25 protein-coding genes are annotated in these 25,368 nt (G+C 35.3%); 14 read left to right on the top strand and 11 right to left on the bottom strand.

What is annotated here, in order from left to right:
• Positions 1-134: 134 nt before the first annotated feature.
• Together ACHUFV_RS11395 and mcrC are read left to right on the top strand one after the other, a co-directional pair.
• On the top strand, positions 135-2,534 hold the full coding sequence (locus ACHUFV_RS11395; protein WP_394234139.1) for an AAA family ATPase: 2,400 nt from the start codon (positions 135-137) through the stop codon (positions 2,532-2,534).
• Positions 2,527-3,597, top strand: a complete 1,071-nt coding sequence (gene mcrC, locus ACHUFV_RS11390) for a 5-methylcytosine-specific restriction endonuclease system specificity protein McrC (protein WP_394234137.1) — start codon at positions 2,527-2,529, stop codon at positions 3,595-3,597. Before ACHUFV_RS11395 ends, mcrC begins: the two co-directional genes overlap by 8 nt.
• Before the next feature lie 266 nt (positions 3,598-3,863).
• On the opposite strand, the gene ACHUFV_RS11385 is transcribed toward mcrC, so the two are convergent.
• The gene (locus ACHUFV_RS11385; protein ID WP_394234136.1) at positions 3,864-4,106 is read right to left on the bottom strand and encodes a hypothetical protein; all 243 of its coding nucleotides are present in this window, start codon (positions 4,104-4,106) and stop codon (positions 3,864-3,866) included.
• A gap of 150 nt (positions 4,107-4,256) precedes the next feature.
• On the bottom strand, positions 4,257-4,391 hold the full coding sequence (locus ACHUFV_RS11380; protein ID WP_394234134.1) for a hypothetical protein: 135 nt from the start codon (positions 4,389-4,391) through the stop codon (positions 4,257-4,259).
• A gap of 640 nt (positions 4,392-5,031) precedes the next feature.
• On the opposite strand from ACHUFV_RS11380, the gene ACHUFV_RS11375 reads away from it, so the two are divergent.
• From ACHUFV_RS11375 to ACHUFV_RS11360, 4 genes are all read left to right on the top strand, one after another.
• A complete protein-coding gene (locus ACHUFV_RS11375) occupies positions 5,032-6,054 on the top strand; it encodes an HRDC domain-containing protein (protein WP_394234132.1) in 1,023 nt (340 codons plus the stop codon).
• Between the two features lie 731 nt (positions 6,055-6,785).
• A complete protein-coding gene (locus tag ACHUFV_RS11370) occupies positions 6,786-7,109 on the top strand; it encodes a phosphoribosyl-ATP pyrophosphohydrolase (RefSeq protein WP_394234463.1) in 324 nt (107 codons plus the stop codon).
• Positions 7,110-7,175: 66 nt separating this feature from the next.
• Entirely contained in the window at positions 7,176-7,658 is a 483-nt protein-coding gene (locus tag ACHUFV_RS11365) for a hypothetical protein (protein ID WP_394234130.1), read from the top strand.
• Between the two features lie 1,349 nt (positions 7,659-9,007).
• Positions 9,008-9,799: a flagellar basal body-associated FliL family protein gene (locus tag ACHUFV_RS11360; RefSeq protein WP_394234128.1), complete on the top strand. Its 792-nt coding sequence runs from the start codon at positions 9,008-9,010 to the stop codon at positions 9,797-9,799.
• A gap of 500 nt (positions 9,800-10,299) precedes the next feature.
• Here ACHUFV_RS11360 and ACHUFV_RS11355 read toward each other — a convergent pair whose 3' ends face one another.
• On the bottom strand, positions 10,300-10,791 hold the full coding sequence (locus tag ACHUFV_RS11355; protein ID WP_394234126.1) for a hypothetical protein: 492 nt from the start codon (positions 10,789-10,791) through the stop codon (positions 10,300-10,302).
• 90 nt (positions 10,792-10,881) lie between these two features.
• On the opposite strand from ACHUFV_RS11355, the gene ACHUFV_RS11350 reads away from it, so the two are divergent.
• Positions 10,882-12,072: a J domain-containing protein gene (locus ACHUFV_RS11350; protein WP_394234124.1), complete on the top strand. Its 1,191-nt coding sequence runs from the start codon at positions 10,882-10,884 to the stop codon at positions 12,070-12,072.
• A gap of 351 nt (positions 12,073-12,423) precedes the next feature.
• A complete protein-coding gene (locus ACHUFV_RS11345; protein WP_394234123.1) occupies positions 12,424-12,648 on the top strand; it encodes an HIT family protein in 225 nt (74 codons plus the stop codon).
• Between the two features lie 450 nt (positions 12,649-13,098).
• Here ACHUFV_RS11345 and ACHUFV_RS11340 read toward each other — a convergent pair whose 3' ends face one another.
• On the bottom strand, positions 13,099-13,452 hold the full coding sequence (locus ACHUFV_RS11340; protein ID WP_394234121.1) for a type II toxin-antitoxin system PemK/MazF family toxin: 354 nt from the start codon (positions 13,450-13,452) through the stop codon (positions 13,099-13,101).
• On the bottom strand, positions 13,445-13,642 hold the full coding sequence (locus ACHUFV_RS11335; protein WP_394234119.1) for a DUF2281 domain-containing protein: 198 nt from the start codon (positions 13,640-13,642) through the stop codon (positions 13,445-13,447). The genes ACHUFV_RS11340 and ACHUFV_RS11335 overlap by 8 nt, the downstream gene beginning before the upstream one ends.
• Positions 13,643-13,923: 281 nt before the next feature.
• On the opposite strand from ACHUFV_RS11335, the gene ACHUFV_RS11330 reads away from it, so the two are divergent.
• From ACHUFV_RS11330 to ACHUFV_RS11315, 4 genes are all read left to right on the top strand, one after another.
• Positions 13,924-14,112: a hypothetical protein gene (locus tag ACHUFV_RS11330; protein WP_394234117.1), complete on the top strand. Its 189-nt coding sequence runs from the start codon at positions 13,924-13,926 to the stop codon at positions 14,110-14,112.
• Positions 14,113-14,475: 363 nt separating this feature from the next.
• Positions 14,476-16,161, top strand: coding sequence for a UvrD-helicase domain-containing protein (locus tag ACHUFV_RS11325; RefSeq protein WP_394234115.1), 1,686 nt, complete (start codon positions 14,476-14,478; stop codon positions 16,159-16,161).
• Between the two features lie 262 nt (positions 16,162-16,423).
• Positions 16,424-17,173: an NAD(+)--rifampin ADP-ribosyltransferase gene (arr, locus tag ACHUFV_RS11320; protein ID WP_394234113.1), complete on the top strand. Its 750-nt coding sequence runs from the start codon at positions 16,424-16,426 to the stop codon at positions 17,171-17,173.
• A 594-nt stretch (positions 17,174-17,767) separates the two neighbouring features.
• Entirely contained in the window at positions 17,768-18,739 is a 972-nt protein-coding gene (locus tag ACHUFV_RS11315) for a DNA/RNA non-specific endonuclease (RefSeq protein WP_394234111.1), read from the top strand.
• 288 nt (positions 18,740-19,027) lie between these two features.
• Here ACHUFV_RS11315 and ACHUFV_RS11310 read toward each other — a convergent pair whose 3' ends face one another.
• On the bottom strand, positions 19,028-20,269 hold the full coding sequence (locus ACHUFV_RS11310) for a CynX/NimT family MFS transporter (RefSeq protein WP_394234109.1): 1,242 nt from the start codon (positions 20,267-20,269) through the stop codon (positions 19,028-19,030).
• A gap of 775 nt (positions 20,270-21,044) precedes the next feature.
• Here ACHUFV_RS11310 and ACHUFV_RS11305 point away from each other — a divergent pair.
• Together ACHUFV_RS11305 and ACHUFV_RS11300 are read left to right on the top strand one after the other, a co-directional pair.
• A complete protein-coding gene (locus ACHUFV_RS11305) occupies positions 21,045-21,383 on the top strand; it encodes a DUF5655 domain-containing protein (protein ID WP_394234107.1) in 339 nt (112 codons plus the stop codon).
• Between the two features lie 210 nt (positions 21,384-21,593).
• The gene (locus ACHUFV_RS11300; protein ID WP_394234105.1) at positions 21,594-22,691 is read left to right on the top strand and encodes an L-dopachrome tautomerase-related protein; all 1,098 of its coding nucleotides are present in this window, start codon (positions 21,594-21,596) and stop codon (positions 22,689-22,691) included.
• Positions 22,692-22,846: 155 nt separating this feature from the next.
• Here the strand turns inward: ACHUFV_RS11300 and ACHUFV_RS11295 are convergent, their stop codons facing one another.
• From ACHUFV_RS11295 to ACHUFV_RS11275, 5 genes are read right to left on the bottom strand one after another with little or no spacing between them, the layout of a single operon-like run.
• A complete protein-coding gene (locus tag ACHUFV_RS11295; protein ID WP_338450917.1) occupies positions 22,847-23,146 on the bottom strand; it encodes a spore coat protein in 300 nt (99 codons plus the stop codon).
• A gap of 18 nt (positions 23,147-23,164) precedes the next feature.
• A complete protein-coding gene (locus ACHUFV_RS11290; RefSeq protein ID WP_342047772.1) occupies positions 23,165-23,359 on the bottom strand; it encodes a hypothetical protein in 195 nt (64 codons plus the stop codon).
• 17 nt (positions 23,360-23,376) lie between these two features.
• A complete protein-coding gene (locus ACHUFV_RS11285) occupies positions 23,377-24,513 on the bottom strand; it encodes a zinc-dependent alcohol dehydrogenase (RefSeq protein WP_394234103.1) in 1,137 nt (378 codons plus the stop codon).
• An 18-nt stretch (positions 24,514-24,531) separates the two neighbouring features.
• Positions 24,532-24,900 (bottom strand): spore coat protein, encoded by a 369-nt coding sequence (locus tag ACHUFV_RS11280; protein WP_394234101.1) that lies wholly within the window; start codon positions 24,898-24,900, stop codon positions 24,532-24,534.
• 16 nt (positions 24,901-24,916) lie between these two features.
• A complete protein-coding gene (locus tag ACHUFV_RS11275; protein ID WP_024030851.1) occupies positions 24,917-25,162 on the bottom strand; it encodes a hypothetical protein in 246 nt (81 codons plus the stop codon).
• Between the last annotated feature and the right edge of the window lie 206 nt (positions 25,163-25,368).

Here is a 25,368-nt window from a genome sequence, read left to right as displayed (position 1 = left end):
AAGTGATTTTTAATTTGAGACATAGTAGACATACTAAGATCATCAACCAAAGCGATCAGTGCCTGGCACTACTGTTCCACTGGCTGCTTGAGTTAAAGATTGAACTAATATGAGGATTGAGGAGGTATAATAGCATGATTGATTTGGAAAAGTTGGATGCTGTCCTCGTTGATTACAAAAGAGATTTCGTATTCCAGCAATGGGATAACGAGCGTTATAAATGGGAAGCAGTAAAGCACTTCCAAGATCATTGGGACATCAATGCTCCTGACTTTGCAGAAATGTTCACTAAAGCAACTGATAAAACCAATAACCTACTTGCTTCCATGAATAACTTCCCAAGAGGTATGATTCGGGACTTTGCGTCGGTAGACCCTGAAGCAACCAGAGCAATGTTTATCAATCTTTATGATGAAACGAAGGATTTGGGAGAACGTGTTGAAAGATTTCAGTCTAATGCTGAAGAGTTGCGGGTTAAATATGGTGATGGCACTTGGAAGCAGCACTATCAAAATCCAAATTCGATTAGCACCTATCTATGGCTTCGCTATCCGGATAAATATTATATTTACAAATACTCGGTTTGTCGTGCCGTAGCAAAAGAACTAAATAGTGAGTTTGTACCGAAGAAAGGCGCATCTTCTGCTAATCTGATAGGTGGGTTTAATCTATATAATGATATATGCAAACAGCTAGCTGCGGATGAAGAGCTGGTTCAGTTGCTCAATTCTATGCTGACAGATAGCTGTTATCCCGATGAAAAGTTGAAAACATTAACAATTGATGTGTGTTTCTATATCAGCCGGATGTACTCTAAAAAGCCTGTAGATGACACCACCGAGTGGTTCCCGACGGATTATAGCCCGAATATCTCGACAGAAACTTGGTTCTCCCTACTTGCAGATGAATCAGTGTTCACGTCAAACAGTCTTAAAATCATGAAGCGTATGAAAGACTATGGTGGAATGGCTACCTGTACGCAGCTTTCTATCAAATATGGTGAGACTAAGAACTTTTATAATAGCGGTTCTTCGTCCCTTGCAAAACGAATTGCCGATAAGACGGGATGCCCAGTTTTGACAAATAATAATGATAATTCAAAGTGGTGGCCTATTCTGTATGTTGGCAGGTATGCTGATCATAGCACAGAAGGTAGCTATATTTGGAAATTGCGCGATGAATTGAGTCAAGCACTTGAGCAATTTGACTTATCAGAAATTCCACTTTATGCCGATGAAACAACTGATGGTCCCGATATACATCGTTATTGGTGGCTAAATGCCAATCCGAAAATTTGGAGTTTTTCAGATATTGGTATTGGTGAAACACAAAGTTATACTATGTATAACGAAAATGGTAACAAACGCCGCATTTTTCAAAACTTCTTGGATGCAAAAACTGGTGATTCTATTATAGGGTATGAAACTAACCCGGTAAAACAGGTTGTGGCGATTGCGAAAGTAACGAAGGAAAATGATGGTGAGAACCTCTATTTTGAAAAAGTGGAGAGCCTTGCTACTCCTATTGATTATGCAACATTAAAGAGTTGCCCTGAGCTCGAGCGCATGGAATACTTCACCAATCCGCAAGGTAGTCTTTTTAAACTGACCAAGGGTGAATATGATTTTATCATGGACTTAATTCGCGAGGAGAATCCGGTAGTACAGACAGACAATGTCGTAGCCTACTCCAAAGAAAAATTCTTGGATGAAGTCTATATGACCGGCGAACGCTTTGATTCGCTTGTCTCTTTATTGAAGAATAAGCAGAACCTGATTTTGCAGGGCGCTCCTGGTGTTGGTAAGACCTTTGCGGCAAGGCGCCTGGCATACGCAGTGATGAAGGAGAAAGACGATAGTCGCATCGAATTTATTCAGTTTCACCAGAACTATTCCTATGAGGACTTCATTATGGGCTATAAGCCGCGAGGCGAAGGGTTTGTATTGCAAAATGGAATTTTCTATCGCTTTTGTCAGAAGGCAGCGAATCTGCCGAACAAACCATTTTTCTTTATTATAGATGAAATCAATCGCGGAAACATGAGTAAGATTTTTGGTGAGCTGCTCATGCTGATTGAAAAAGACTACCGTGGGACAAAGGCAACGCTTGCTTATAACGGGATGCCATTTTCGGTTCCAAAAAACGTATACATAATTGGCATGATGAACACCGCTGACCGCAGCCTTGCTATGATTGATTATGCCTTACGTCGTCGTTTCAGTTTCTTCGAAATGGAACCGGGATTTAATTCTGACGTCTTCAAAGCCTATCAAGCAGCATTTGACAATGATACGTTCAATACTCTAATAGAGCGTATCAAAGATCTGAATAAAGAAATTGCTTCAGACAATGCGCTTGGAAAAGGCTTCTGCATTGGTCATAGCTATTTTGGTGGCCAAAAAGAATGCACCGATGAATGGATGATGGAAGTTGTTGAGTATGATATTCTTCCAATGCTTAGTGAATATTGGTTTGATGAGCCAACCAAGCTGCAACGCTGGGAAAATATTCTGCATGGTGTTTTCAATGACTAACCAAAAGGGAATCCTCATCAAGAACATTTATTATATGCTGACATATGCTTTTCAGGTGTTGAAACAATCAAACTATGAAGAAGTAGCTTCAGAAGAATTTGAGAATATACAAGACCTGTTTGCAGCCATCCTCGCCAAAGGAATCGCCCTGCAGCTAAAGCGTGGCCTTTACCAGGAATATATTTCTACATACGAAAACCTTTCAGTGATGCGAGGAAAGCTGGATATTCACGGAACCATCCATAATAAGCTGCAGCGAAAACAAAAGCTCTCCTGTGAATATGATGAGCTGTCAGAAAACAATTTGTTCAATCAAATTCTGAAGACGACTGCCATCATCCTTTTACGGCAATCTACCGTGAGCATCGAACGGAGGACAGCCCTGAAAAAAGTGATGCTATTCTTTGATGGTGTGGACATGATCGAACCAGCCTACATCAAATGGAATATGCTTCGGTATCAGCGAAACAACCAAAATTATAAAATGTTGCTCAATATCTGTTATTTTATCCTTGATGGTCTTTTACTCTCTACAAAGAAAGGTGAGTATAAGATGGCCAACTTCTTGGATGAACAGCAGATGTCCCGTCTATATGAGAAGTTTGTATTGGAGTATTATCGTTATCATCATCCCAACATGCGAGCAGCAGCTTCACAGGTGGCCTGGAACCTTGATGATGGCGTCATTGATTTTCTACCGATTATGCAGACAGACATCACACTCCGCTATGGAGATAAAATCCTAATCATTGATACCAAGTATTATGCAAAGACCATGCAGGTTCACGGCAGGTATGATAGCCGTACACTTCATTCCAATAATCTGTATCAAATTTTTACATACGTTAAAAATCAAGATGTAAATCATACCGGCAATGTGGCAGGGATGTTGCTCTATGCCAAAACAGAAGAAACCATTACGCCAGACTGCGATTTCATGATGAGTGGTAATAAAATAAGTGTAAAAACACTTGATTTGAACCTTACTTTCAATCACATCTCCGCACAACTGGATAGAATAGCAGTATCGACTTTCGGAGAAGTTGCAAAAAAGAAGGCGTAGTGAATGGTGAAACAGAAAATCAGAATCGGAAAAAACAACATCTCTACTGCCCAGAGCCTTGTTCATGAGATGCATAAAGATTTAACTTGTGGGAGCGAATTAGCCACTTATTTGAAGTTCAAAGAATCGTCATGAGAATCTGTTCAACTTCTTTAACGATATTGTTACAATAATATGGAAAGTCGACAGAAACATCCATGATTGGGTGTTTCTGTCGACTAATACTCTTCTTAAACTGTTTCTCCTTCTATACTATAACAATTAAATTATGAATACCTTCTCCATGCAGCCAAAGGATCGTTACTCATAGATCTTACAATCCAATGTTGTTCATCCCATAAATAATCTATATAGAGACCAATAACCTTTAATAGAGTAGCACCATGGTATAATTGGATTAAAAGTAATTCTGTACCTTGATATCTATTAAAATCATTAAAATTTTCTTCAAGCCGTACTGTACGGTTACCTTTAATAATTTGAATGATTACTTTGGGTTCCCAAGTCAATTTTAATCTTGGTTTATAATTTCTCAACACTTTTTAGCGTATGCTTAAATGTATCGCCTACTTTAAAAGTGAATTCAAAAAAGTCCCAATATCCCTGAATTTCCTTCTTCATTTTCCCTTACTCCTTTTTTGCATTAATTTTTACTAAATTCAAAAAATACTAAGTATGGTTTGAATTTCTTTGTCTTTCTTGCCCTCTTCTTGCAGTTCCATGATTATTTCTTCTCTTACTTTGTCTGCTTTTTCTTGCTGTGTTGCTATTTCCACTTTCGTACTTAATCCCATGTTTCACCTCCCACAATGTACTCCATATTTCTATATACATAGGCTTATCAGAAAGTGTTATAGCATTATAATCAAACAAAGTTGATATCTTTTTAGAAGATATGGAGAATAGGTTATAGTGAACGATCAGGAAATTGGAGGTATCTCATTGGATATAATGGCCAGGCACTGTTCCCAAAAGTTAGGTTAGATCGGAATAATCTGGATGAAGCGACTAAAATAAATACTTATTCTGTAAAAACATTAATATTGAATTAGATACGGAACGACAGGAAATCATGTTTAAAAAAGGTGAATGGGTGAAGACAGTAACTGTAGAGACATTAGAGAAACAACCATCTAAGGTGTTTAAGTTATTAATGCAGCTGCTGGGTAATTAAGTACATAAAATATTATGTAAAAACAGGAATAAGCCAATTCCTATTTTTATTTTTGAACTTAAATCTTGTTGACACCCTAAATATGAATATTGTTCTGAAAATAACATTATTATCACTCTTTTAACAAGAGAATAGTTATAAGTAATTATTGTTATGGGTATTTTTTACCATTCATTGTGTAGATATTGGTATAATTTAATAGAATGCTATCGCAGAAAAATAGTCATTATAAATGAATATTAAAAAGAGGAGTAGATTTAGTGAGCATAATTGATAAAGCTTTTTATCATGTGTTTAATGGCAAAAGAACAATTACAAGCCCAATATTTATGAAAGAATTTGAAAAGGAAAATAAGCAGTTACATGATTTAAAAGAACTTTTACATACAGTGGAATCGAATAAAAGAAAATTAATTGAAAGAGACATTGCATTTTTAAAATATGGTCTTGAGGGAGAACAAAATCTTTATTATGAGCTAAAGAACTCATTTATCCCCATGCTCTGTCTGCATGACATAAGACTTGAATATAGAGATCACGTGGCACAATATGATTTTATCTTGATTACCAATAAGTTTATTTATGTGTTGGAAACAAAAAAGCTCAGCGGGGATATTAAGATTAATGCAGATGGAGATTTTATTAGAATTCTGAAGAATAGTTATGGGAAAGTAATTAAAAAAGAAGGAATGTACAGCCCTGTATCGCAAAATGAACGACATGTTAATATTTTAAAAGAAATTCTGATAAATGAGGGAGTAATAAAAACACTGCCAATTAAATCAGCTGTTATTATAGCTAATCCTAAAACAATTGTAATGAAACAAAATGCCCCTAGAGACATTCAAAACAATATTTATAAATATGATCAAATAACCAACTTATTAAAGAAAGAGTTAAGTGATCCTAATAATGAAAAAGATATGTTTGAAAAATATATGTACCAGATAGCTGATTTCCTTGTCAATAATCATAGGCCAATTACATTTGACTACAGTGCAAAGTATTCCTTATCAGATGAAGATCTTCATAGTAAACATACTATGCCCAAACAGGTACAAACTGATTTGAATTTATATAATGATTTAAAGAATTATAGATTACAAAAATCTAGAGAAGAAGATATTAAAGCCTATATGGTATTTACTAATGAGATGTTGGATGCATTGATAGAAAATAGACCAAAATCTAGGGATGAGCTACTTAAAATAAAAGGGCTTGGTAATAAAAAAATTGAAAAATATGGTGAGGATATCCTTAGCATTATAAACTGTTTACAGTAGGTAGTTTTATCGTTACAATTTCTTTCTTACCAATGTAGTGTAGAAATATTTACTACAATCAAAAAATATTGACCAAATAAATCATAAAAACTACTTTTATCCTAAATTATTGTAAATCCCCATTATGTTTCTATTTCTGTTAATGTAAATATTATAACAATTTAACTGGAAGATCCTTACATAGGAGGAGAATTACTGTGACATCAGCCAATGGTTCCATTTCATTGCCTAGAAATCTTAGAGGGAGAAGCTTACATCAAAATGTCATTCCAACGGTTTGCAATCTAAAAAATATGCTCGATAAATTAGATTTCGTCCAAGGGGATGCTTCCCAACTCAAACAATGGGAAAAGAGAAGTTATCAGGCTTATAGAATAGATAAAATTAAAGCTTTAGTTTTGAATGCATCAAAAGAAAGCAGAGTTAAAGCTATAAAAGATCACATTTTAAATGAAGATCCGAATGACATGGGAGCAGGCTGTATTGATATGTATTTGGTTGCCTTCGTTGCAGAGCAATCGGAACCTGGCAAGCAGTCCTTTATTGAGTATGTCCTTAAAAACGGTATAACCGAAAAGGAAAATTCTGCTCAAGCAATTTGGCAGGTTGGGAAAGGTGATGGTGTTTACCTAGGAATATTAAATGATGATGGGACAATAAGGGATTGGGATTTCTTTGTTAAATGGGTTAATGGGAAAAACGCCTGTACAGAAGGGAAAGATCAAAAAAGCATTCAGATACATAACAAGCTTGTTAGAGATCGAATTCCAGAAATAATAGAAAAAAGCGGAAAAATGTATCGTAGTAGAGTTTTAGATGATGAGGAATTCATCACTGAATTAAGAAAAAAAGCATTTGAGGAGCTGCAGGAGTATATGACTACCAGCAGTAACGATGAAGCGGCTGAAGAATTGGCTGACATTCTTGAAGTCATACATGCGCTGGCTGATTACCACGGATTAACAATAGGTGCAGTTGAACAAGTCCGAAAACGGAAATATGAAATTAGAGGCGGTTTTAAAGAAAGAGTTTTTTTGATGGAGATTGAGGAATAAGATAATAATTTGTACTTTTTATTAATCCTTTTAGTCAAGAAAGCCATTATATTGGAGTTGCAGCAAATGGATAAGATAACATTCAAATCAAGTTTTTTCAGATTCCTAGAGGAAGAGGTCGCAAATTTATCATCAGATAAGAAGATCAAATATATGAAAAAGTGGATAAAAGAATATGAACAAAAACAATCAAAAGTAAATCAGTCCTATAATCCGGTAAAGACTATCAATACGGATATCTCTAAGAAAGTTGGTATTCTTGTCAGGACGTCTTTAAAGGAAATTATTAGCGCTGGCATGCTTTCTTCCGAGAAAATTAAATTATTACAGGATGAAAAATATTGTAAGTACACTTTTGATATTAACTATCCATTCTTGAAAAAAGTTGTTTGGAATTCGCCACTAATCAACCAAAGAGACATTAATGGATATCCTAGATACTGGAAGGATCCTATTTCAATACATAATGAAAGCTATTTAATATGTAACGATTGGTATGAGAGGAATAAACAGAAGTATATCAATTGGGTGAGTGATTTAACAAGGTAATTCAGCATTTAAAAATGATACCTAACTTAGATGAATTAAATAGTTACAGTAAGCATATTCAGTCGCCTCTGAAGACAAATGGGTTTGCTATTTATAATTCAATTGAATAGAGGAAAAAAAGAGATTGCAAAAAACTTCTATATCTTAATAAAGGGGTATGACCGAAAAAAAACAATGATTACAAGTAAACTTTATCATTCATTTAAGGATATAAAGCCTTTTATTACTAGAATCAAATAGAAAGAATGTGGATTTGCGATCGAATATCGGGCATTTCCAAATCTTCGCGAGGCAAAGTTACTTCTGAATCTTATAATAAATAACGAGTATGCTGAAGACTCCAAACAAGAGATACAAAAAGGGGAATCATTAAAAAGGAGGGAGTTTGTAAAAGCTAATGTTTCTCCAATAAGTATGGAAAAGGAAAGCAAGGTCTATCTTCAGATTAATAGTTTCCTCCAGACGCCGCTTATTAAAGAAATCAGTGAAGAATTCATTCATATCTATGTAGATGGAAGCTTTGATGCTCAATGAAAAATAGGTCGCGGAGGAATTGTCTTTGTGAAAAACAACACGATATTAATCCGGGATTTCATTCGGTGTACATTAGACAACTCAGGTGCTTTCAAGTGTTGGTATGGAATGACTAACGGTTAAAAGGGCAGTTGAGTTGGCAATTGCTAACAGCCTTACGAAAATTAATTATGACTTTAATGGAATTGTGGACTGCTTACATAATGATTACTTGGCAAAGGATTTAGAAACCAAAAATTATAAAGATATGATAGAAAAATATTCTAATTGGATTGACATACACTTTCATTAAGAAAAATATCATAGGGCAAATAATTATCATTATTTAGCAGACCAACTTGAACTTGCTAAAGTTGCAATATGTATACTTTAAAGGAAATGCCAAATAGTTCAACGGAGTTTTCCTTCTTTAGAGCAAGGTGCACGATTGATGCGGCAGGTATCTAAGTACATGGTGACTGGTGGAATATGTATTCTCAGGTATTACAGCATGGTGAAATTGTAGGGAAAGTGAGAAAGGAGTGGTTCACTTGGGGCTGTAGCTACAAGGTTCAAATCATAGATGAAGATAGAAATCATTATTATGGCACTCGTGGTTGCCATTGATTGTGTGAAGTCTAATCAAGCAGCTGCAGAGCATATTCAATTTAAAGTAGAAGTGTAAAATTAAAAGGGCGACAGTTTTTAAAATTTTTCCAAATAATAATTTTATTATAATATGGCGGTTGGGTAAGGAAAATACTAAATTAATTAAAAAGGATTATAAAATTTAAATCTGTTATAAAAGTAAATAAAAATAATGGGGAGGGTAAATTATGCCAGAATTTAGAGTTAATAAGAAGCAATCATCGAAGAAAAGAATTGTTATTACCATTGTTTTTGCCTTACTTTGTGCCTCTGTTGGATCAGCAGGAACATATATGCTTTTGAAAGGTGGAGAAGAAAAAGTAGCAACAGCAAAAACAGCAATAGAAGGTGAGGTTATCATAGAAAATATCGCATACGATAAGGTGCGTGAAATCAGCAAACACTTCGGATATGAGGATGTCCAAGACTTCGATTACACTGAAGATGACACTTATGAATTTTTAAAAAATCAAGATGATGATATATGGCTTGAAACAACAGGTAAAAAATTTGGAAAGTATCTTTTCGGAAAAGAATACAACATTCATTTGTATGGTTACTTTATGCTTGGTTATGATTTAAAAAATATCAAAAAAGAAGATTTTTATTTTGATAAAAAATCCAAGATTTTACATATTAAAGCACCAGAATTAGAATTAGCTTATATTCCTATGTTTGACAAGAGTTATTTTGATAGTTTTGTAGGATTATTTAGAAAGGAATACACTGAGAATTACCGAAAGTTGATTTATGAAGATACAATAAATCAAGGCATCCAAGCTATCCTTGATGATAAGAGTAAAGTTCTTGAAGGTTATAATTTAACAAATGATTCTCTTAAAGAAACATTATTCGATAAACCAGAGTTAAAAAAATATGTCAAAGATATTGTTTATGAAAAGTCCAATCAAGAATCAACTATAAGAGTAGAAAAATCTAGAGAAGCGGTTCTTGGTGAAAAAAAGGAAACTGAAAAATAAAATTCATTCCATTTATTGCTACACTTGTTTCATTATTTTTAATGATGGCGTAATTATAGAAACATTGATAAGTATTTTTAAGTTAACAGATACGATCCTTTAATAAGGCATCTCCTCTATGGGGTTGTGAAGTATTACACTTAAAGTAACGGGTAGCTTTAGTGGAAGATTACGAGCCTAATTCCTCACAAAAATTACTGGGGGATTGTTATTGCTAATCAAAAATAACCGAAAGTTGACGGTATTGTCTGTTCAAAATTGACGAGTATAATGTCCATGTAAGATTGGGGATTTTTGGGTATTTATTATTCTAGAGGAAAGGAAAAGACGCCTCCCAATTTGTATATCTGCACCAACAGATATACGGGAAGCGTCCCGATTAAAAATGATATGAGTATTATATCAGATTATAGACTAATTGAAAACAATGGAGTTTTAGGTTAGAGGTGCAGGGAGGATTCCATCCCCTTGTTGTGGGAAAGGCATAAATTAAATATCAGTTAAATTAATTCTTGAATAATAGAATAAAAATCCACCTTCCTTTTAATGCTGATTAGGAATTCAAATCGTGCATAGTTGCCTGAATAACGCCCTCTATTTTCTTTTACGGAAACGTCCATTTCTAACAAGTTTTCTTCTGCAAGGTTTAAATCACTTACTTTTAGTAAATAATTCGATGTTCCTACATCAGGAATATTATCATGTTCAACTGCACCTGCATTGAATGTAATCTCCTCATCGATGAAGGATTCAAGAACCAGCGTATTACCAACTTGAAGTTTATGCTCATTAACTTTTAATCCAGTCTCCCAAGAATCTCCAACTGATTGATTAGAAAGAAGTGAAACATCCTTTAGAGTGATTTCTAGGTTAATCGGTGTATCTATCTTATTTAGTGCATGTTCTTTTGCATCATGGAAAAGTCTCACACCTGTTAGAATAAGAACCACAAGGATAGTCATATCGATAACAAGCCATATTTTCCTTTTCACATTCATAGCCCCTAACAAAAATTACTTAGATATAGTTCTTGGATTATCATATATAATTTAATTACAATCATTATTGTAGGTGGTGCTCATATGTCTAATGAGAAGATTTTTATCGATTACTACATGATTTTAGGCGTTCCCTATAATGCAAATCATGACCAAATCAAAAAGGCTTATCGGCAATTGGCAAAAGTACGACACCCTGATGTGGGCGGAAACGAAAAGGATTTTATGCAAATTAGAGAAGCTTATGATATTTTGATTAATGATTCATTAAGGAAAAACTATAACAACCTATATCGTGTTCATTTCATGCAGATATTCTCAAATGAAAAGCAACATGAAAGTCCTTTATATCGTGAAGATGTACATGAAAAAGAGTTTTCAAGTACGAAAACGGATCACCAAAAAAGTGCAAATAGAAAAAATCAAATATGGAGGCCAATATATAGAGTGGCAGGAATCATTTTAATTATACTCTTTATTTATGGCCAGATTTACAATAAACAGACAACGAGCAAATTGGATACTGACAAAGAATCTACCGAGCAAACGGCAGAAGTTGAATCAAAAACACAGCAGACTGAATACAAAGATACTAATACACAAGAAATAATGGAGGAAAATCCAATTGCTGATCAGAGCGATATCCCTTCAGATGATAACCAAAACCAAACAGACGATCAAACTATCAAATACACTTCTGAAGCAGATTCTAACAATAATGTTAATCCCATTTCTTATACCGGCTATTTTACTCTAGGCTCAACGAAAGATGAAGTGAAAGAAGTAATGGGCGCCCCAACATCAGCAAATGAAAATCGCTGGGGTTATGACTTTTCCAGCGTTCAATTTGAAAATAACATTGTAGTTGGCTGGTCGGATATAAGTAATAACCTGAAGGTAATGGTAGGTGAAAGAATAGAAAGTTCAACTTTTACATTAGGTTCTTCTAAAGATGATCTGATAAAAGCCATGGGAACTCCAACAGGAATAAGCTTTGATCGTTGGAATTATGATTTTTCAAGTGTTACATTCAAAGGAGATAAAATAGTAGGATGGTCAGATATTAGCGATAATTTACGAGTTTTTATGTCAGATCCTGAACCAAATTCTTTTTTTACAATTGGTTCAAGTAAACAGGATGTATTAAATGCCATGGGAACCCCCGATGGGATTAGTTATGAAAGATGGTCATATGACTTTTCGTCTGTTCAATTTAATCCGAATGGTTTCGTGGAAGGTTATTCTGATATAAGTAATAATTTAAAAGTTGAATAAAATAATAACATTAATTGTGTTTTGTTGTAGTAATCACTCAATTAATGCCAGAAAGATTAATGGGTTTGGGTATTGCAAAAAACACATAGAAAGGATGAAAAAGTACCAACCCTTGATACATTTATCAATATGGCATTTGCTTTCAAAATGAATCCTTCTGAACTGTTCCAGGAAATAGAAAAAACATTTACTAGATTAAAAAATATAGGAGATTGATGAACCAAAGGTGATCCAACGGATACTTCATTTCTCATAAGATTGTTTTCGTCAGGTCACCTATTCTTTCTACCTACGAATTCAAGCCTAACTATTTAAGGAGTTGATCAACAACATAAAATATTAACTTGCCTAATGGCTGATGAGAGAAATGCTATTGATCAATTATTATTTGAAGGCAAAAAAATGCTAGATGAACAATTTGAGCCGAATGGCTATAATATCGGGATTAACTGTGGTGAAGCTGCAGGGCAGACAATTTTTCATGTGCATGTTCATTTGATTCCTAGGTTTAAAGGAGATATGGAAGATCCTCGTGGCGGTGTTAGAGGGGTTATTCCTGGGAAGCGTGTGTATTAACAACATCTGTGGTGAAAGAAAGACCCTCATCCAAAATATAGATATTGTATTTGGGAGGATGATATGTGACTTCATTTCTGTGCAGCGTCTTCTTAGTGGTTGAATCGTTCTTTAAGTTCCTAAATCTTCTTTTGCTATTCTTTGATGATATACAATAAACAAATAGACGACTTCCAGTATGTCGCCAAAAAGGATTCAATGGTGAACAGTTGCTGTTACTGTTCACCTTATTAGATAGCTTTGTAAATTATATATTTTAAGAGAAAATGTTGAGGTTACTTATATGATTTTTACAATTTATCGTAAAATTAATCTAAATAAACATTATATGTAACCGTAGAACCGCCCCAGGTATCCGAATTTACAACAAAAATATAATGGACTCTTTATAATACGGTATAGATTTAGCGACTTTTTATTATAAAAAAGGGACTACTGATTACTGTCCAGTTATCCCATGTTATTAACGTTATTTATTAAACTTTTTACCTTCGTCTGAACATCATCCAAAATCCTTATGTTCACTTGTCCAAACCTTTTTCTGACAATATCTTTTGAAAGTGTATATATTTTATCAGCTCTAATTGCTGAAGTAACTTTAAGTTTACCCTCGTCTAAGTCTTTTGGCTCAATCACTACTGAATAGTCAAGGTCTTTTAATTGTGAAGTTATGGCAACAACAACGATATCTTCAGTCATGTTGTTGTAATAATCATTTGAGATAATAAGAACAGGACGTTGCTTATTATTGGTTAGATTACTAAATGGAACTGGAATTAATACAATTTCTCCTTGTTTATACATCGTTCCAAACCTCATCATCAATATCATTATCCCAAAAATCTAGACTGCTTTCACTAGCCTTTATTAAATCTTCAGATAAGTTTTTTTCTCTTTTAGCTTTTAAATACTCTGCAAAGTCCAAAATTTTATCTACTTCTTGTTGAGGTATTTCATCAATAATTTTAAGTAATCGCTCTTTGGATGTATTCATGTGTGATTCACCTCTTCCATGAGTAGTTAATAATTACATTATAACACCTTAAGTATGCATAAACTATATTTCCATGGATAGTAAAATAGTAAAGAAAAACTTGTTAGTTGTAGTAAAATGGGTATTCCCATTTGTTTTATTGGTAAATAATATTTCATTAACTAATACAATTCAGTGGCAGTAATCTAAAAGGGAAAAAAAGATTTCATGCCATTTCTATTTCACATGTAAAGTCAACGGCATTCCTTTTTTTACGGTTGAGGTGATAATTTGTGTATCAAGTGGTTCAAGATGGGTCATGCTTTCTAAGTTATCCTAGCGAACATATTACCAAACAGGTAACAATTGAATGTTCTGAAACAGTACAGTCCTTTTTACATTTACTGGTCAGTAGAATGCTTGATTATAAATTATTATTTGAATTTTTCGGTGTAGAAAAAGAATATGTGTTGCAAGATAAAGAACAATAGGAAAAAGTTTTTTACTCTATTTTTCCCAAGAAGGATGAGTTGGAAAACGCGGGGACAGATGTTGCGTTTCATTTTTTATTTTCAAATCTCCACACTGACCACCCGAACATTGTCAAAATCGGCAGAATTTTAATAAGTGCCTATAGCCATGCAACAGTGCCGTCTCTGCCATCAATTAGAGCCATTTCGGACAGATTTAAGAGCCACCTCTGCCATAACGAAAGCCATCCTTGGGAAGACTAGAGATCTTGGATAGGTGACAGCGTACTAGGTCAAGTAAGAATCTTTGATTTTTGTGTGAAACGCTAGAACCCTCCCCATGTTTTTTATGCTGTTGATATCTCTAAAAAGGATTTGATGATAATGACTCTGACCCATAATGAACAAGGTAATAAGTTTGACCATACTTTTTCTGTCCTTTCAGATGCCCTTTCGCATCCTCCAAGTGTCGAAGATGACATTTCGAATAAGACGGCACAGTTTCTGAACAATATTGAATTGAGTGATGAGCAGGAAAAGGTTGCGAAAATGAACTCAACACATTTGCTGGTGAAAGGGATTGCGGGAACCGGCAAAAGTATTACGCTGTTAATCAGGATGATGCAAAAGATGTCAGAGGATTTTGGGAAGCGCTTCTTATATGTTTCCTTTAATCAGGAGCTGGTAAAGGATGCTGAAAATCGTTTTAAGAAATCGGACTACTATGAACAACTGCAGGAGCAAAAGCACACGGTTCATTTTTATACATTCCATGAGTTAGCGTATCATCTACTAAAAGAAATTGGAATCAAGGTTAGATTTTTCCAGACTAGTCACTTTAACTTAAATCGAGATGAAGATAACATTAAAGCGACATTGATGCGGTTATTTGATTTACTTGAAACAGAGGAATTTAAAGAACTGCCTTCTATTCACACAATTAAAAAGAGACGAAATACTACTTTCCTATATGAAGAATTTTCGTGGATGAAGGGAAATGGCTTTATTACATTAGAAGACTATTTGAATTGTGAGCGGGTAGGAAGAGGAAATCTGCCAAGTATTTCAGTGAAGCAGAGAAGGACGATTTTCAGGCTATTTGAATATTACCAGGAGGATCAAAGGAAAAGTTTTTTTTATCGTATGGATCGTGAAGACTACGCATTGCTTGTGATGGAGCATCTGCATCTCATCCTAAATAAGAGTAAATATGATCATATCTTTATTGATGAAGTGCAGGATTTACAGCCTATGCAGCTTCGCGTACTTGTTAATATTAATAAAGAAACCTTGACGTTAAGCGGTGATGAACGGCAGCGTATATACAAAAGCAGTCCGTTCTCCTATCGTGCATTGGGAATCAATCTTCATAGCGGGAATATCGTGGTGCTAAAGCGGAACTGGAGATCAACTTATCAAATCATGAAGCTTGCAAATTCACTTCAATTCTCTAAGTCACAAGAGGATTCACGGTATGATGATGAGAAATATTTTCCTCGTCAAGGGGATAAACCAATCATTCAAGCCTTTAGTGGACATCAAAAAATGTTAACGGCGATTGGAAACCAGATTTCGACAATCTATGAAGAAAATCCTGAAGCCACATTTGCAGTTATCCATCGTCAAAATGAACCAGTAAAAGAAAGAGATTTGAAAAACTTTCTTGGACGTTTTTTTTCCTTCAATACATACATAAAAAAGGCGGAAGGTACTGAGGAAGAAAGAAAAAATGGCCCTGAAATATATTTTCTAGAAGCCAAATCGACGAAGGGCCTTGAGTTTGATTATGTATTCATCATCGATTTCAGCAGGTTCTATTATCCTCATAAAGATGAGATTGAGAACCTAAAGAAGAAGAAGCTGGCTACGTCAAAGGACTTTGAAGATGATAAAAAGGAAATTGAGGAAAAAGAAAAACGTATTCTCTACGTATCCCTCACAAGAGCCAAACATGCCGTGTTCCTCTACTATGCTGCTTCTGAAACGCCTGAGGAGGTAATCTCCCCATTCGTGAAGGATTTTGATACACATGACTATGAAGCAAAAGGGTTTAGTAAGGAGATGGTTTAAATGTAAACAAAAAAGGGAGTAGCTACCTTAGAATAGGTTAATTACTCCCTTTTCCTCTGAAAATTATGCGGTAAAACAGAAGGAAATCCCTCTACCGCCACTCCAAAGGCAAAATACCTACTAAATAAGGCTTGGACGACATCAGTTTACCATCTCTGTCAATAACATTACCATATCCATTAAAGGCAATATGGAGTAAATTTTGAGAAGTTGAATTTCCATGTGTACAATAATAACAATCAATTCATTTGGAGGTAATTAGATGAATAGTAAATTTGATCCAAATAACGCCGTTATTAAACTTTGTATGAGTGGGATGGGATTAGAGGATAGTGGAAATATTGAAGAGGCAGTCAAGGAGTTTCAAAAAGCATGGCATGAAGCAACAGACGACTATGAAAGATTTATTGCAGCTTATCATTTAGCTCGTCAACAAAAGAGTATTCAAGACAAATTAAAATGGATGGAAACCTCTCTACAGTGTGCACGAAATATAAATGATGATAATGTGAAGAGTGCATATTCCACGTTATATGTAAACATTGCCAACTGTTATGAGGAGTTGGGTGACCCTGAGAATGCCAAAAGAAATTATGATTTGTCAAATTCATCTAAGGGTGCACCTTCTGATGTTGGACCATTTTACCATGGGACAAAGGCAGATTTGAAGGTGGGTGATTTACTAACAGCAGGTGGAAATTCAAATTACCAGCCTGGGCTTACAATGAACCACATTTATTTCACTGCTAATGTCAATGGAGCAGGTCTTGCCGCAGCTTTAGCAAAAGGAGAAGGAAGAGATCGAGTGTATATAATAGAACCAACAGGTGAATTTGAAAACGACCCAAATGTTACTGACAAAAAATTTCCTGGTAACTTAACACGCTCATATCGTTCAAAAGATCCTTTAAAAATTATTGGTGAAGTAACAGAATGGGCGAAACTGACAAATATGGAGCGACGAGAATGGCGCGAAAATGTAGCTAAAAACAAGGGTGAAATTATTAACTGAGTTTGCAAGGGTATCCTTCACCTGCACCCCATGTGCTGCCACATACACTCGGCTCACGTAGAAGCGGTCGCAAGTATTATTATAAAACAAGGCACCTGACCCATGTGGGAGTGGCCTTGTTTATGTTCCCTGTAACAGATTTACTAAGCGATTTACTGGAGCAAGCTTTGGAACATTGGGAACAATATAGAAAATAAAAAAAGAAGATGAACACTACATTTTGTAGAGATTCATCTTCTTTTCGTTTTGATGGGGGATTTGTCTATTGTCCCTTGAGCTGTTTATTATGTTTATAACCTATTAAATCTTTCATATCCATCTTCGCATTTTTCTTTTATCGTCAGCTAGTTGAGTTTCAGGTGTTTTCCGAACCATGGGTTCACTTCATTCCCACGCTTTATTAACATGAAAGGCTCTATGGAGAGGAATTCACAAATGACTTCTATGAAACATCAGGAACCGTCCCCACGTTTTTCTACTGTATTAAAGTTAATATTGTTATATACTATTATTAATAGATTAACAATATTAATTTATGTTTTATTCAAAGATCTCTAGAATGATCAGTAAAAAAGTACTATAAGGAGTCTTGTAATGAAAAAGAGAATAAACTATTTAATCTTCCTTTTAACTGCCATCTTTGTAGTTGGTTGTAATAACGTAGAAGATGCTGCATCCGTTACAGATCAAGAAACTGGTTCACAAGATGTAGCCACAGTTGAAACAAATATAAATAATAACGAAAAAGAAGAGACGACCACTACGGTGGTAAATGAACCAGTAGTGGAAGAAACGCCAACCGAACAAAGTAATGACCTGTTCTCGGGATACAAACGTATTGAAGTTGATGGTGGTGATATGTCTGGCTATCGTGAACGGAACGTCGTTGTTGACATTGGTTATGGGGACCGAGAGTATTGGGCCTTTACGAATGAATATGGGCAACTAGTTCGTGTTATTGCTGCCGAAATCGTTCTACAAGATGACCGTACCGAACCTGTAACATCGTCTGGTAGATACTACTCTGATGAAGCAAAAGTTCCTGGTGTCGAAAGAACAGATTTAGATCAAGGACATATCATTGCTGATTCTCTCGGAGGGGTATCGAATGCGTATAATATTACTCCACAAGATAGTACGCTAAACCGTCATGGTGATCAAGCTTATATGGAAGATGCCATTCGTAAAGCAGGTGGAGCTACTAATTTCGAAGCAATTATTACCTATCCTAATACGGAAACGCAGATTCCTTCGCATTATAAGTACACGTACACGTTAAAAGGAAATATGATTGTAGATGAGTTTGATAACGGCAACCCTGATGAAATAAATAAATCTCTAGGCTTAACTGAAAGCAATTCAACTAACGTAAATCAGACAACCAGCTCTAATAAGTCCAACGATACGAATAGAACTGAAGATATTTCTAGTGTTGATACAGATGGAAATGGTCAAGTAACGATCAAAGAGGCAAAAGCAGCTGGTTATAGCATGCCAATAACAAGTGATCATTGGCTATATCCATATATGGATGATCGAGATAATGATGGACTGGTAGGTGAGTAAGCCCCTAGAATTTTGAGGTAAAAAAATGAAATTAAAGAAATTCAGCAAAATTTTTATTTAGCCAATAAATAATAATCTTCATTGAAAAAGCTTCTCAATTCGAGAAGCCCTTTTTATTATATAGGAATTGTTAGACATATAGAACAGCCTTGTTTTAGAGGGAGACTGCATTGCTTATTTTTGTTTAAACACTAGTAACAACTGGACCATCATACCCTGGTAGAATACCAAGTCGTGATGGCTGCATAGTCTATTAAGGCTGCCTATTTTACAGGGTTGTCTTTTTACCTAGTTTCGAGAACCTACATATTGATTTTTAGCTGCACCGAGACCAACTATAAAGAGCAGAACCGATGCACCAACCAATATCAAAAGTGGAATCGTCCAGCTATTGGTTATATCATGTAGATAGCCGAAGAACATTGGACCAATAGCAGCAAGTAAATATCCGACTGATTGAGCCATGCCGGACAATTCTGCTGCTTGCCCGGCATTCTTTGTGCGTAAGCTGAAAAACATCATCGCTAGACCAAAGGAAAATCCTCCCCCTATTCCTAGCATAACGATCCATAAAACAATAAAATTCAAACTTCCATAAATTAACCCAACGTTTCCAATTAAAAGAGAAATAGATGTAATGGCCACTAATAGACGTTGATTGGACATGCGTCCCGCGATGATCGGAACGATAAAAGTAAATGGAAGTACGACTATCTGCATAATAGAGAGTAACCAGCCTGATTGATCCGAACTTACTCCTTGTTGCTTTAAGATTTCAGGTAGCCATGCGACAAGCACATAAAACACTGTAGATTGCAGCCCCATAAACAAAGTTACTTGCCAAGCAAGTTTTGAACGCCATAAATTCACATTATTGTAAGCTGTTTGAAGATTAGCGGTAGATGTTTTCATATCACGACGTTTCACTTTAGGTAACCAGAATAAAATGGATACGAAACTCAGAATCCCCCAAATTCCTAATGCACCCTGCCATCCATAATCTAATCCAATGGCAATGGGAACACTGATACCAGCAGCTATTGCACCAAAAAGGTTCATAGAAATGGCATAAACACCTGTCATCATGCCAATTCGTTCGGGAAATTCTCGTTTAATAAGGCTTGGCAACAATACATTACAAACAGCAATGGCCAATCCAAGGACAGCCGTACCAATATATAAATTGGCAATTCCTGACAGGGAGCGTATAATAATTCCAATGGTTAGAAAGATGATAGCAATCAGAAGTATGAATTCAACTCCAAACTTTCGTCCTAATTTAGGAGCAAAAGGAGAAAAAAATGCAAAAGCGAGTAAGGGTAGTGTAGTGATCATACCAGCTAATGTATTCGATATCTGCAAATTATCCCGAATGAGATCTACTAGAGGTCCTACAGAGATTAAAGGAGCACGTAAATTAACGGCAATAAAAATAATGCCTAGAGTAATTATCCAAGAAGCTGATTGCTTGTGAATCTTTGAATTGGATTCTATTTCCTGTTTTTTATCCAATTGGTTTAATGAATTCATAATGCTACCTCTCTTTGTTATCCATAGTAAAATACAAGGTTTAATGTAATGGATGGTTTTATTGAATAAAAGATCAAGGAGAATATATATTAATCTTCTATAATATGGATTCTCTAGCTTGAGTCCTTCCTTCTAAAAAAGGCTTTTTATTTCACGGAAGGAAGTCAGAAACATGTTGATATTGTCCGCATGCATAATCAGAATATAAAAAATCTTTAAGAGATTGATCTACTAGTTAGACCATTTCAAGCAGTTTCTTCTTTTGAGTCCTTCGCTTTTTCCACCTTTGATCTCGATGTAAAATGGTCCTTTTCAACAAGGAACGAGACATTTATAAATATATCTATCTATTTTTATGAGGATTTAGAATAGAAAACATACTACTATCGTACTTAAAGAACCAATTATTGCACTTCCACATATCGATAGAACCAATTTATACTTTTATTATGATAATTTTAAAAAATGCTTTTGTACCCATCCAATAAATTATTCTGAACTAATCCAATTATTAAACAATCTAAATTTAGCCTTGGCTTATAATATTGTCTTGTTATTGAGAAAAAATAATACTGTGCACAATCCGTGGACTTTTGGTATAAACCAAGGTAAGCAAAGGAGGGGGGGCAAAGAAAAAGGGCCTGTCCAGAAGATTACTCAATCTGACTTTCTGGATAGCCCCTTAGCTATAAAAGAAATGGTAAAAGGATGTAAAAAGAGGCAAAGTAAAGGTAATAAAGTATGATATGTTAAAGTGAAAGTAGGAGATGGTGATATGTTAGAAGATGAATTATTCTCAAATAAGGCAGTTAATGTTTATGAAATATATTCAAAAATACTCGATTTATTGAAGGAAATTGGACCTTTTGAAATTGAGTTTAAAAAGACTTCTATACATCTTTTGAATAAATCTGCCTTCGGAGGAGTTCATCCAAAAAAGAAATGGTTAGATTTTAATTTAGTAACAAACCATCAAATTGAACACGAGAAGATTACTAAAATTGAACAAGTTTCAAAAAACAGATTTCACAATAACTTTAGATTTCATAGTGAAGAAGAACTAAATCAAGAGTTTTTAGTTCTTTTAAAAGAATCATATCAATTAATGAGTTAGTTAGAGAAAGGATATTTATTATCGCTGAACAGCATTTTCTTGGGAATGATATCTGGTATAATATTTGGTTTTTTCTGACAGACTTATTAATTTCGAAAACAATCCATTCAATCATTTTTTCATATAGAAAAACTTATTAAGAAACATGCACTAGAAAAAATATAAATCATATATAGGTGATATCCCGTTTGAATGCTTGAGGAGGATATTATGAAACATATGTTACCTAGTGAAAAATATTTCGGCAATTTTGAACTAGTTTATGCATTTTATGGGGCTATGCCTACAGGTGTTACTGTTTCAGAAACCGGTCGTATTTTCATTTGCTTTCCGAAATGGGGAGACGATGTTACATTTACGGTGGGGGAAATTATTGAGGGTAAATTGCAGCCTTATCCTAATTTACAAACCAATTTGGTTAATCCCGAGAATATCACAATGACTTTCATCAGTGTCCAAAGTGTAGTTGCTGATGGAAGGGGAACGCTTTGGATATTAGATACAGCGGCACCCAATTTTTCTGAACCTATTAAAGGGGGGGCAAAATTAGTCGCTGTTGATTTAGAAACCAATACAATAAGAAAAGTATATACCTTTACAGAAGATGTTGTCCTGCCTACAACTTATCTGAATGATGTCCGTTTTGATTTTCGTGTTGGAAAAGCAGGTTATGCCTATATAACGGATTCTTCTTCAAGAGGACCAGGAGCTATTATCGTCGTAGATTTATCAAATGGAAACGCGTTTAGACGGTTAAATGGGGAAAATTCAACTTCACCCGATCCCTATTTTTTACCGAAAGTAGAAGGTCAAATTTTAATGAATCGAAACAAAGACGGTTCAACTTCTCCATTTAGATTGGCGTCTGATAGTCTTGCGATTTCTCCCGATGGAAAGATATTATTTTTTGCTCCACTAACCTGTCGTCATTTGTTCTCGATCTCAACAGAAGCCCTGAGAGACAGAACGATACGGGACATGGATTTACCTTATCATGTGAAGTATTGGGGAGAAAAAGGTGCGTCTGATGGAATGATCACCGATGCAAAAGGAACTGTTTATGCTGGAGATTATGAAAACAACAGTATCCGTAAGATATTGCCAAATGGCATAATGGAAACTATCGCACATGATCCGAGAATTTTGTGGCCGGATACTTTTTCAATTGGTCCGGATCAATATTTGTATGTCATTGTGAACCAATTACATCGACAGCCCAGATTTCATTATGGAAAAGACTTGCGACAGAGACCTTATAGTTTACTTCGTATCAAAATTGATGAATTTCCTGCCCCGACCTTTTCATAATAAAAATAGTCAATTAATTGTTTTCAATTATATAGTGTAAAACAAACTCGAGTAAGCAAGAAGTATTAACTTTATTTACTTCTGCCAAATAAACTCAAAATGGTTTAATGGGAACAGTTTATTTGGTGAGTGTTAAACTGTTCCTGGAAATTTTTTTATAATGTTGGTAAGTTCAATGCTGTATTGATATTATTTAAATCCAAACTGATCTGTTCGTTTGTATCCCAAGCATGGTACCATCCTTTTTCTACCATATATGCGGATATTTGTTCATGCATATCAAGAGCTTCCACTAAATGGCGAGTGAGCATTTCTTTAATTTCCGGTGTTCCTGCCTCCGTAGCTGCCATGGCATAATTTCTAACTCCACTTTTAGCTGAAATGAGTAGGTCCATTGCAACAACTTGATCTGATAGTCCATCCATGCCAGTTAAAGTTTCAATGATTGGATTCATGTTCATTCATCTCCTAATTTACTGCTTTGCGTTGGAAAGGATAGTAGCATATTCTTGTAATTGTCTCGTAGATACATCAATGTCCTGCTGCATAATATCTTTTAATAGCTGATCTGTAACTAACGCTTTCATCGTTTTGGATTTAGTTAAACAAGTAGTCTTAAATGCAGCCATCTCATGGACCTCAAGAACTTCATGTAAGGCGTAGTTCATTTTTTATACCTCCTTCCTTAAGGTTTCAACACGACTTTTATACATTCATCCATTTTTGTGTCAAAAATCTCATAGCCACGCTTTGCTTCACTAAGTGGAAGTACATGACTCACGACATCTCCTGGATCAATTTTTCCTGTCGAAACTAACTCAAACATATATGGCATATAGTGAATCACAGGTGCTTGCCCAGAGCGGATATTGATATTTCGCTGCATAATATCTCCAAGAGGGAAACCATTATATCTGCCGCCGTAAACGCCAGTAACTTGAATTGTCCCGCCTTTACGCACTGCTTGTGAAGCCATGATAAACGCACTTAATGCTCCGCCTTGAAGCTTCATTCCGCTCGCAAGGAACTCCATATCAGTCATTTTACCGTCCATACCAACTGCATCAATGACAACATCAGCGCCGCCTTTGGTGAGTTCCTTCAGGTAATTTCCTACATTCTCATGGTCCTCAAAGTTAACAATTTCTACTTTGTTGGTGCGCTTGGCGTGCTGCAGGCGATAATTAACATAATCAACAGCAATGACTCGCTTTGCCCCTTTTAGCCAACAGAATTTTTGGGCAAAAAGGCCAACCGGACCACAGCCAAGAACAATAACGGTATCTCCATCCTTTACGCCTGCATTGTCAACACTCCAAAAACCAGTAGTCATCGCATCGGCTATAACTGCTAACTTTTCATCTGGTTCTTCACAAGTCTCTGGAATTTTGAAATGAGTAAAGTTGGCAAATGGCACTCTTAAATATTCAGCTTGCCCACCTGGATAGCCACCCGTCGTACCAGAATATCCGAAATAGGCACCCATATCACCATTATCATTAGAATTATCACATTGGCTTTCCAAATGGTTTTTACAATAAGAGCATTCACCGCATGCTATATTAAAGGGAATAATGACTCGATCTCCCTTTTTTAGCTTAGTCACACCTGGACCAACTTCTTCGACGATTCCCATTGGTTCATGGCCAATAACATAGTTTTCTTGCAGGTTAGGAATCATGCCATGAATTAAATGTAAATCAGACCCACATATAGCTGTACTTGTTACTTTAATAATCATGTCATCTGGTTTTTCAATCTTTGGATCTGGAACTTCTTTGACTACAACATTTTTAATACCTTGATACGTTACCGCCTTCATGGGTTACAGCCTCCAGTGTTAGTGTTCATCCGGTGTCCGGTCAAACATACCTTTTCTATTGGTCTCAACAGGGAATAGATTCATTTTGCCAATCATCATAGTATTGTTGGCAGAGAGTTGATCTAATTGATATTGTTCACTTAATTCGTATGGATGGAACCATTTTTTACTAATCATTAATTCTGTAATTTCTTGGTGCATGGCAATCCCTTGCATTAACTGGTTTCGTAAGAGGGTTCTAACATCAGGTGATGCGGACTCCGTTAATGCAACCGCAATATTGCGTACACCTTCTTTGGCACGAAGAAGTAAATCCATCGCAAATGTGGTATCTGCTAACTCTGGTACGTGTAGCGAGTTTATAGGGTCTAAATAGTCATTGTTCAATGAATTTGCCTTCCTTTCAATTTATTATTGGTGTTGGCCGGTTTTGAGGAACTGGAGCTTCAAAAGGTGCGCGTTGATAAATTGCCTGTAATTCTCCAAGCGCTTGCATGGATTGTTCAACATCTTTTTGCATTAATGCTCTTAAATCATGATCAAATACCAGTCCTTGCATTAGTTTTGATTTCGCTAAGCAAAGGGTTTTAAAATTAATAACTTCATGTAGATCCAATGACTCATGATCGGCTAATTTTTGAATATCCATTTCTAATTACCCTCCTTTTTACTACAATGGTATTGTTCCAAGTATAGGAGGAAACATTCAAAAATTTTTTTAAAGGATAGGTAATGTATTTTGAATGTTTGAAATATTTGTGAGGTGGAGGAAATTCATTCAGCACAAAAACACTATTTCAGCAATATGTACTTGCTTGGATAATTGATAAGAACACGAGTTAAAACCCCTTGAGT

This window comes from Niallia oryzisoli, from assembly GCF_043641075.1.
GTDB lineage: Bacteria > Bacillota > Bacilli > Bacillales > Cytobacillaceae > Bacillus_BD > Bacillus_BD oryzisoli_A.
This window is presented reverse-complemented; position numbering and strand designations above follow the sequence as displayed.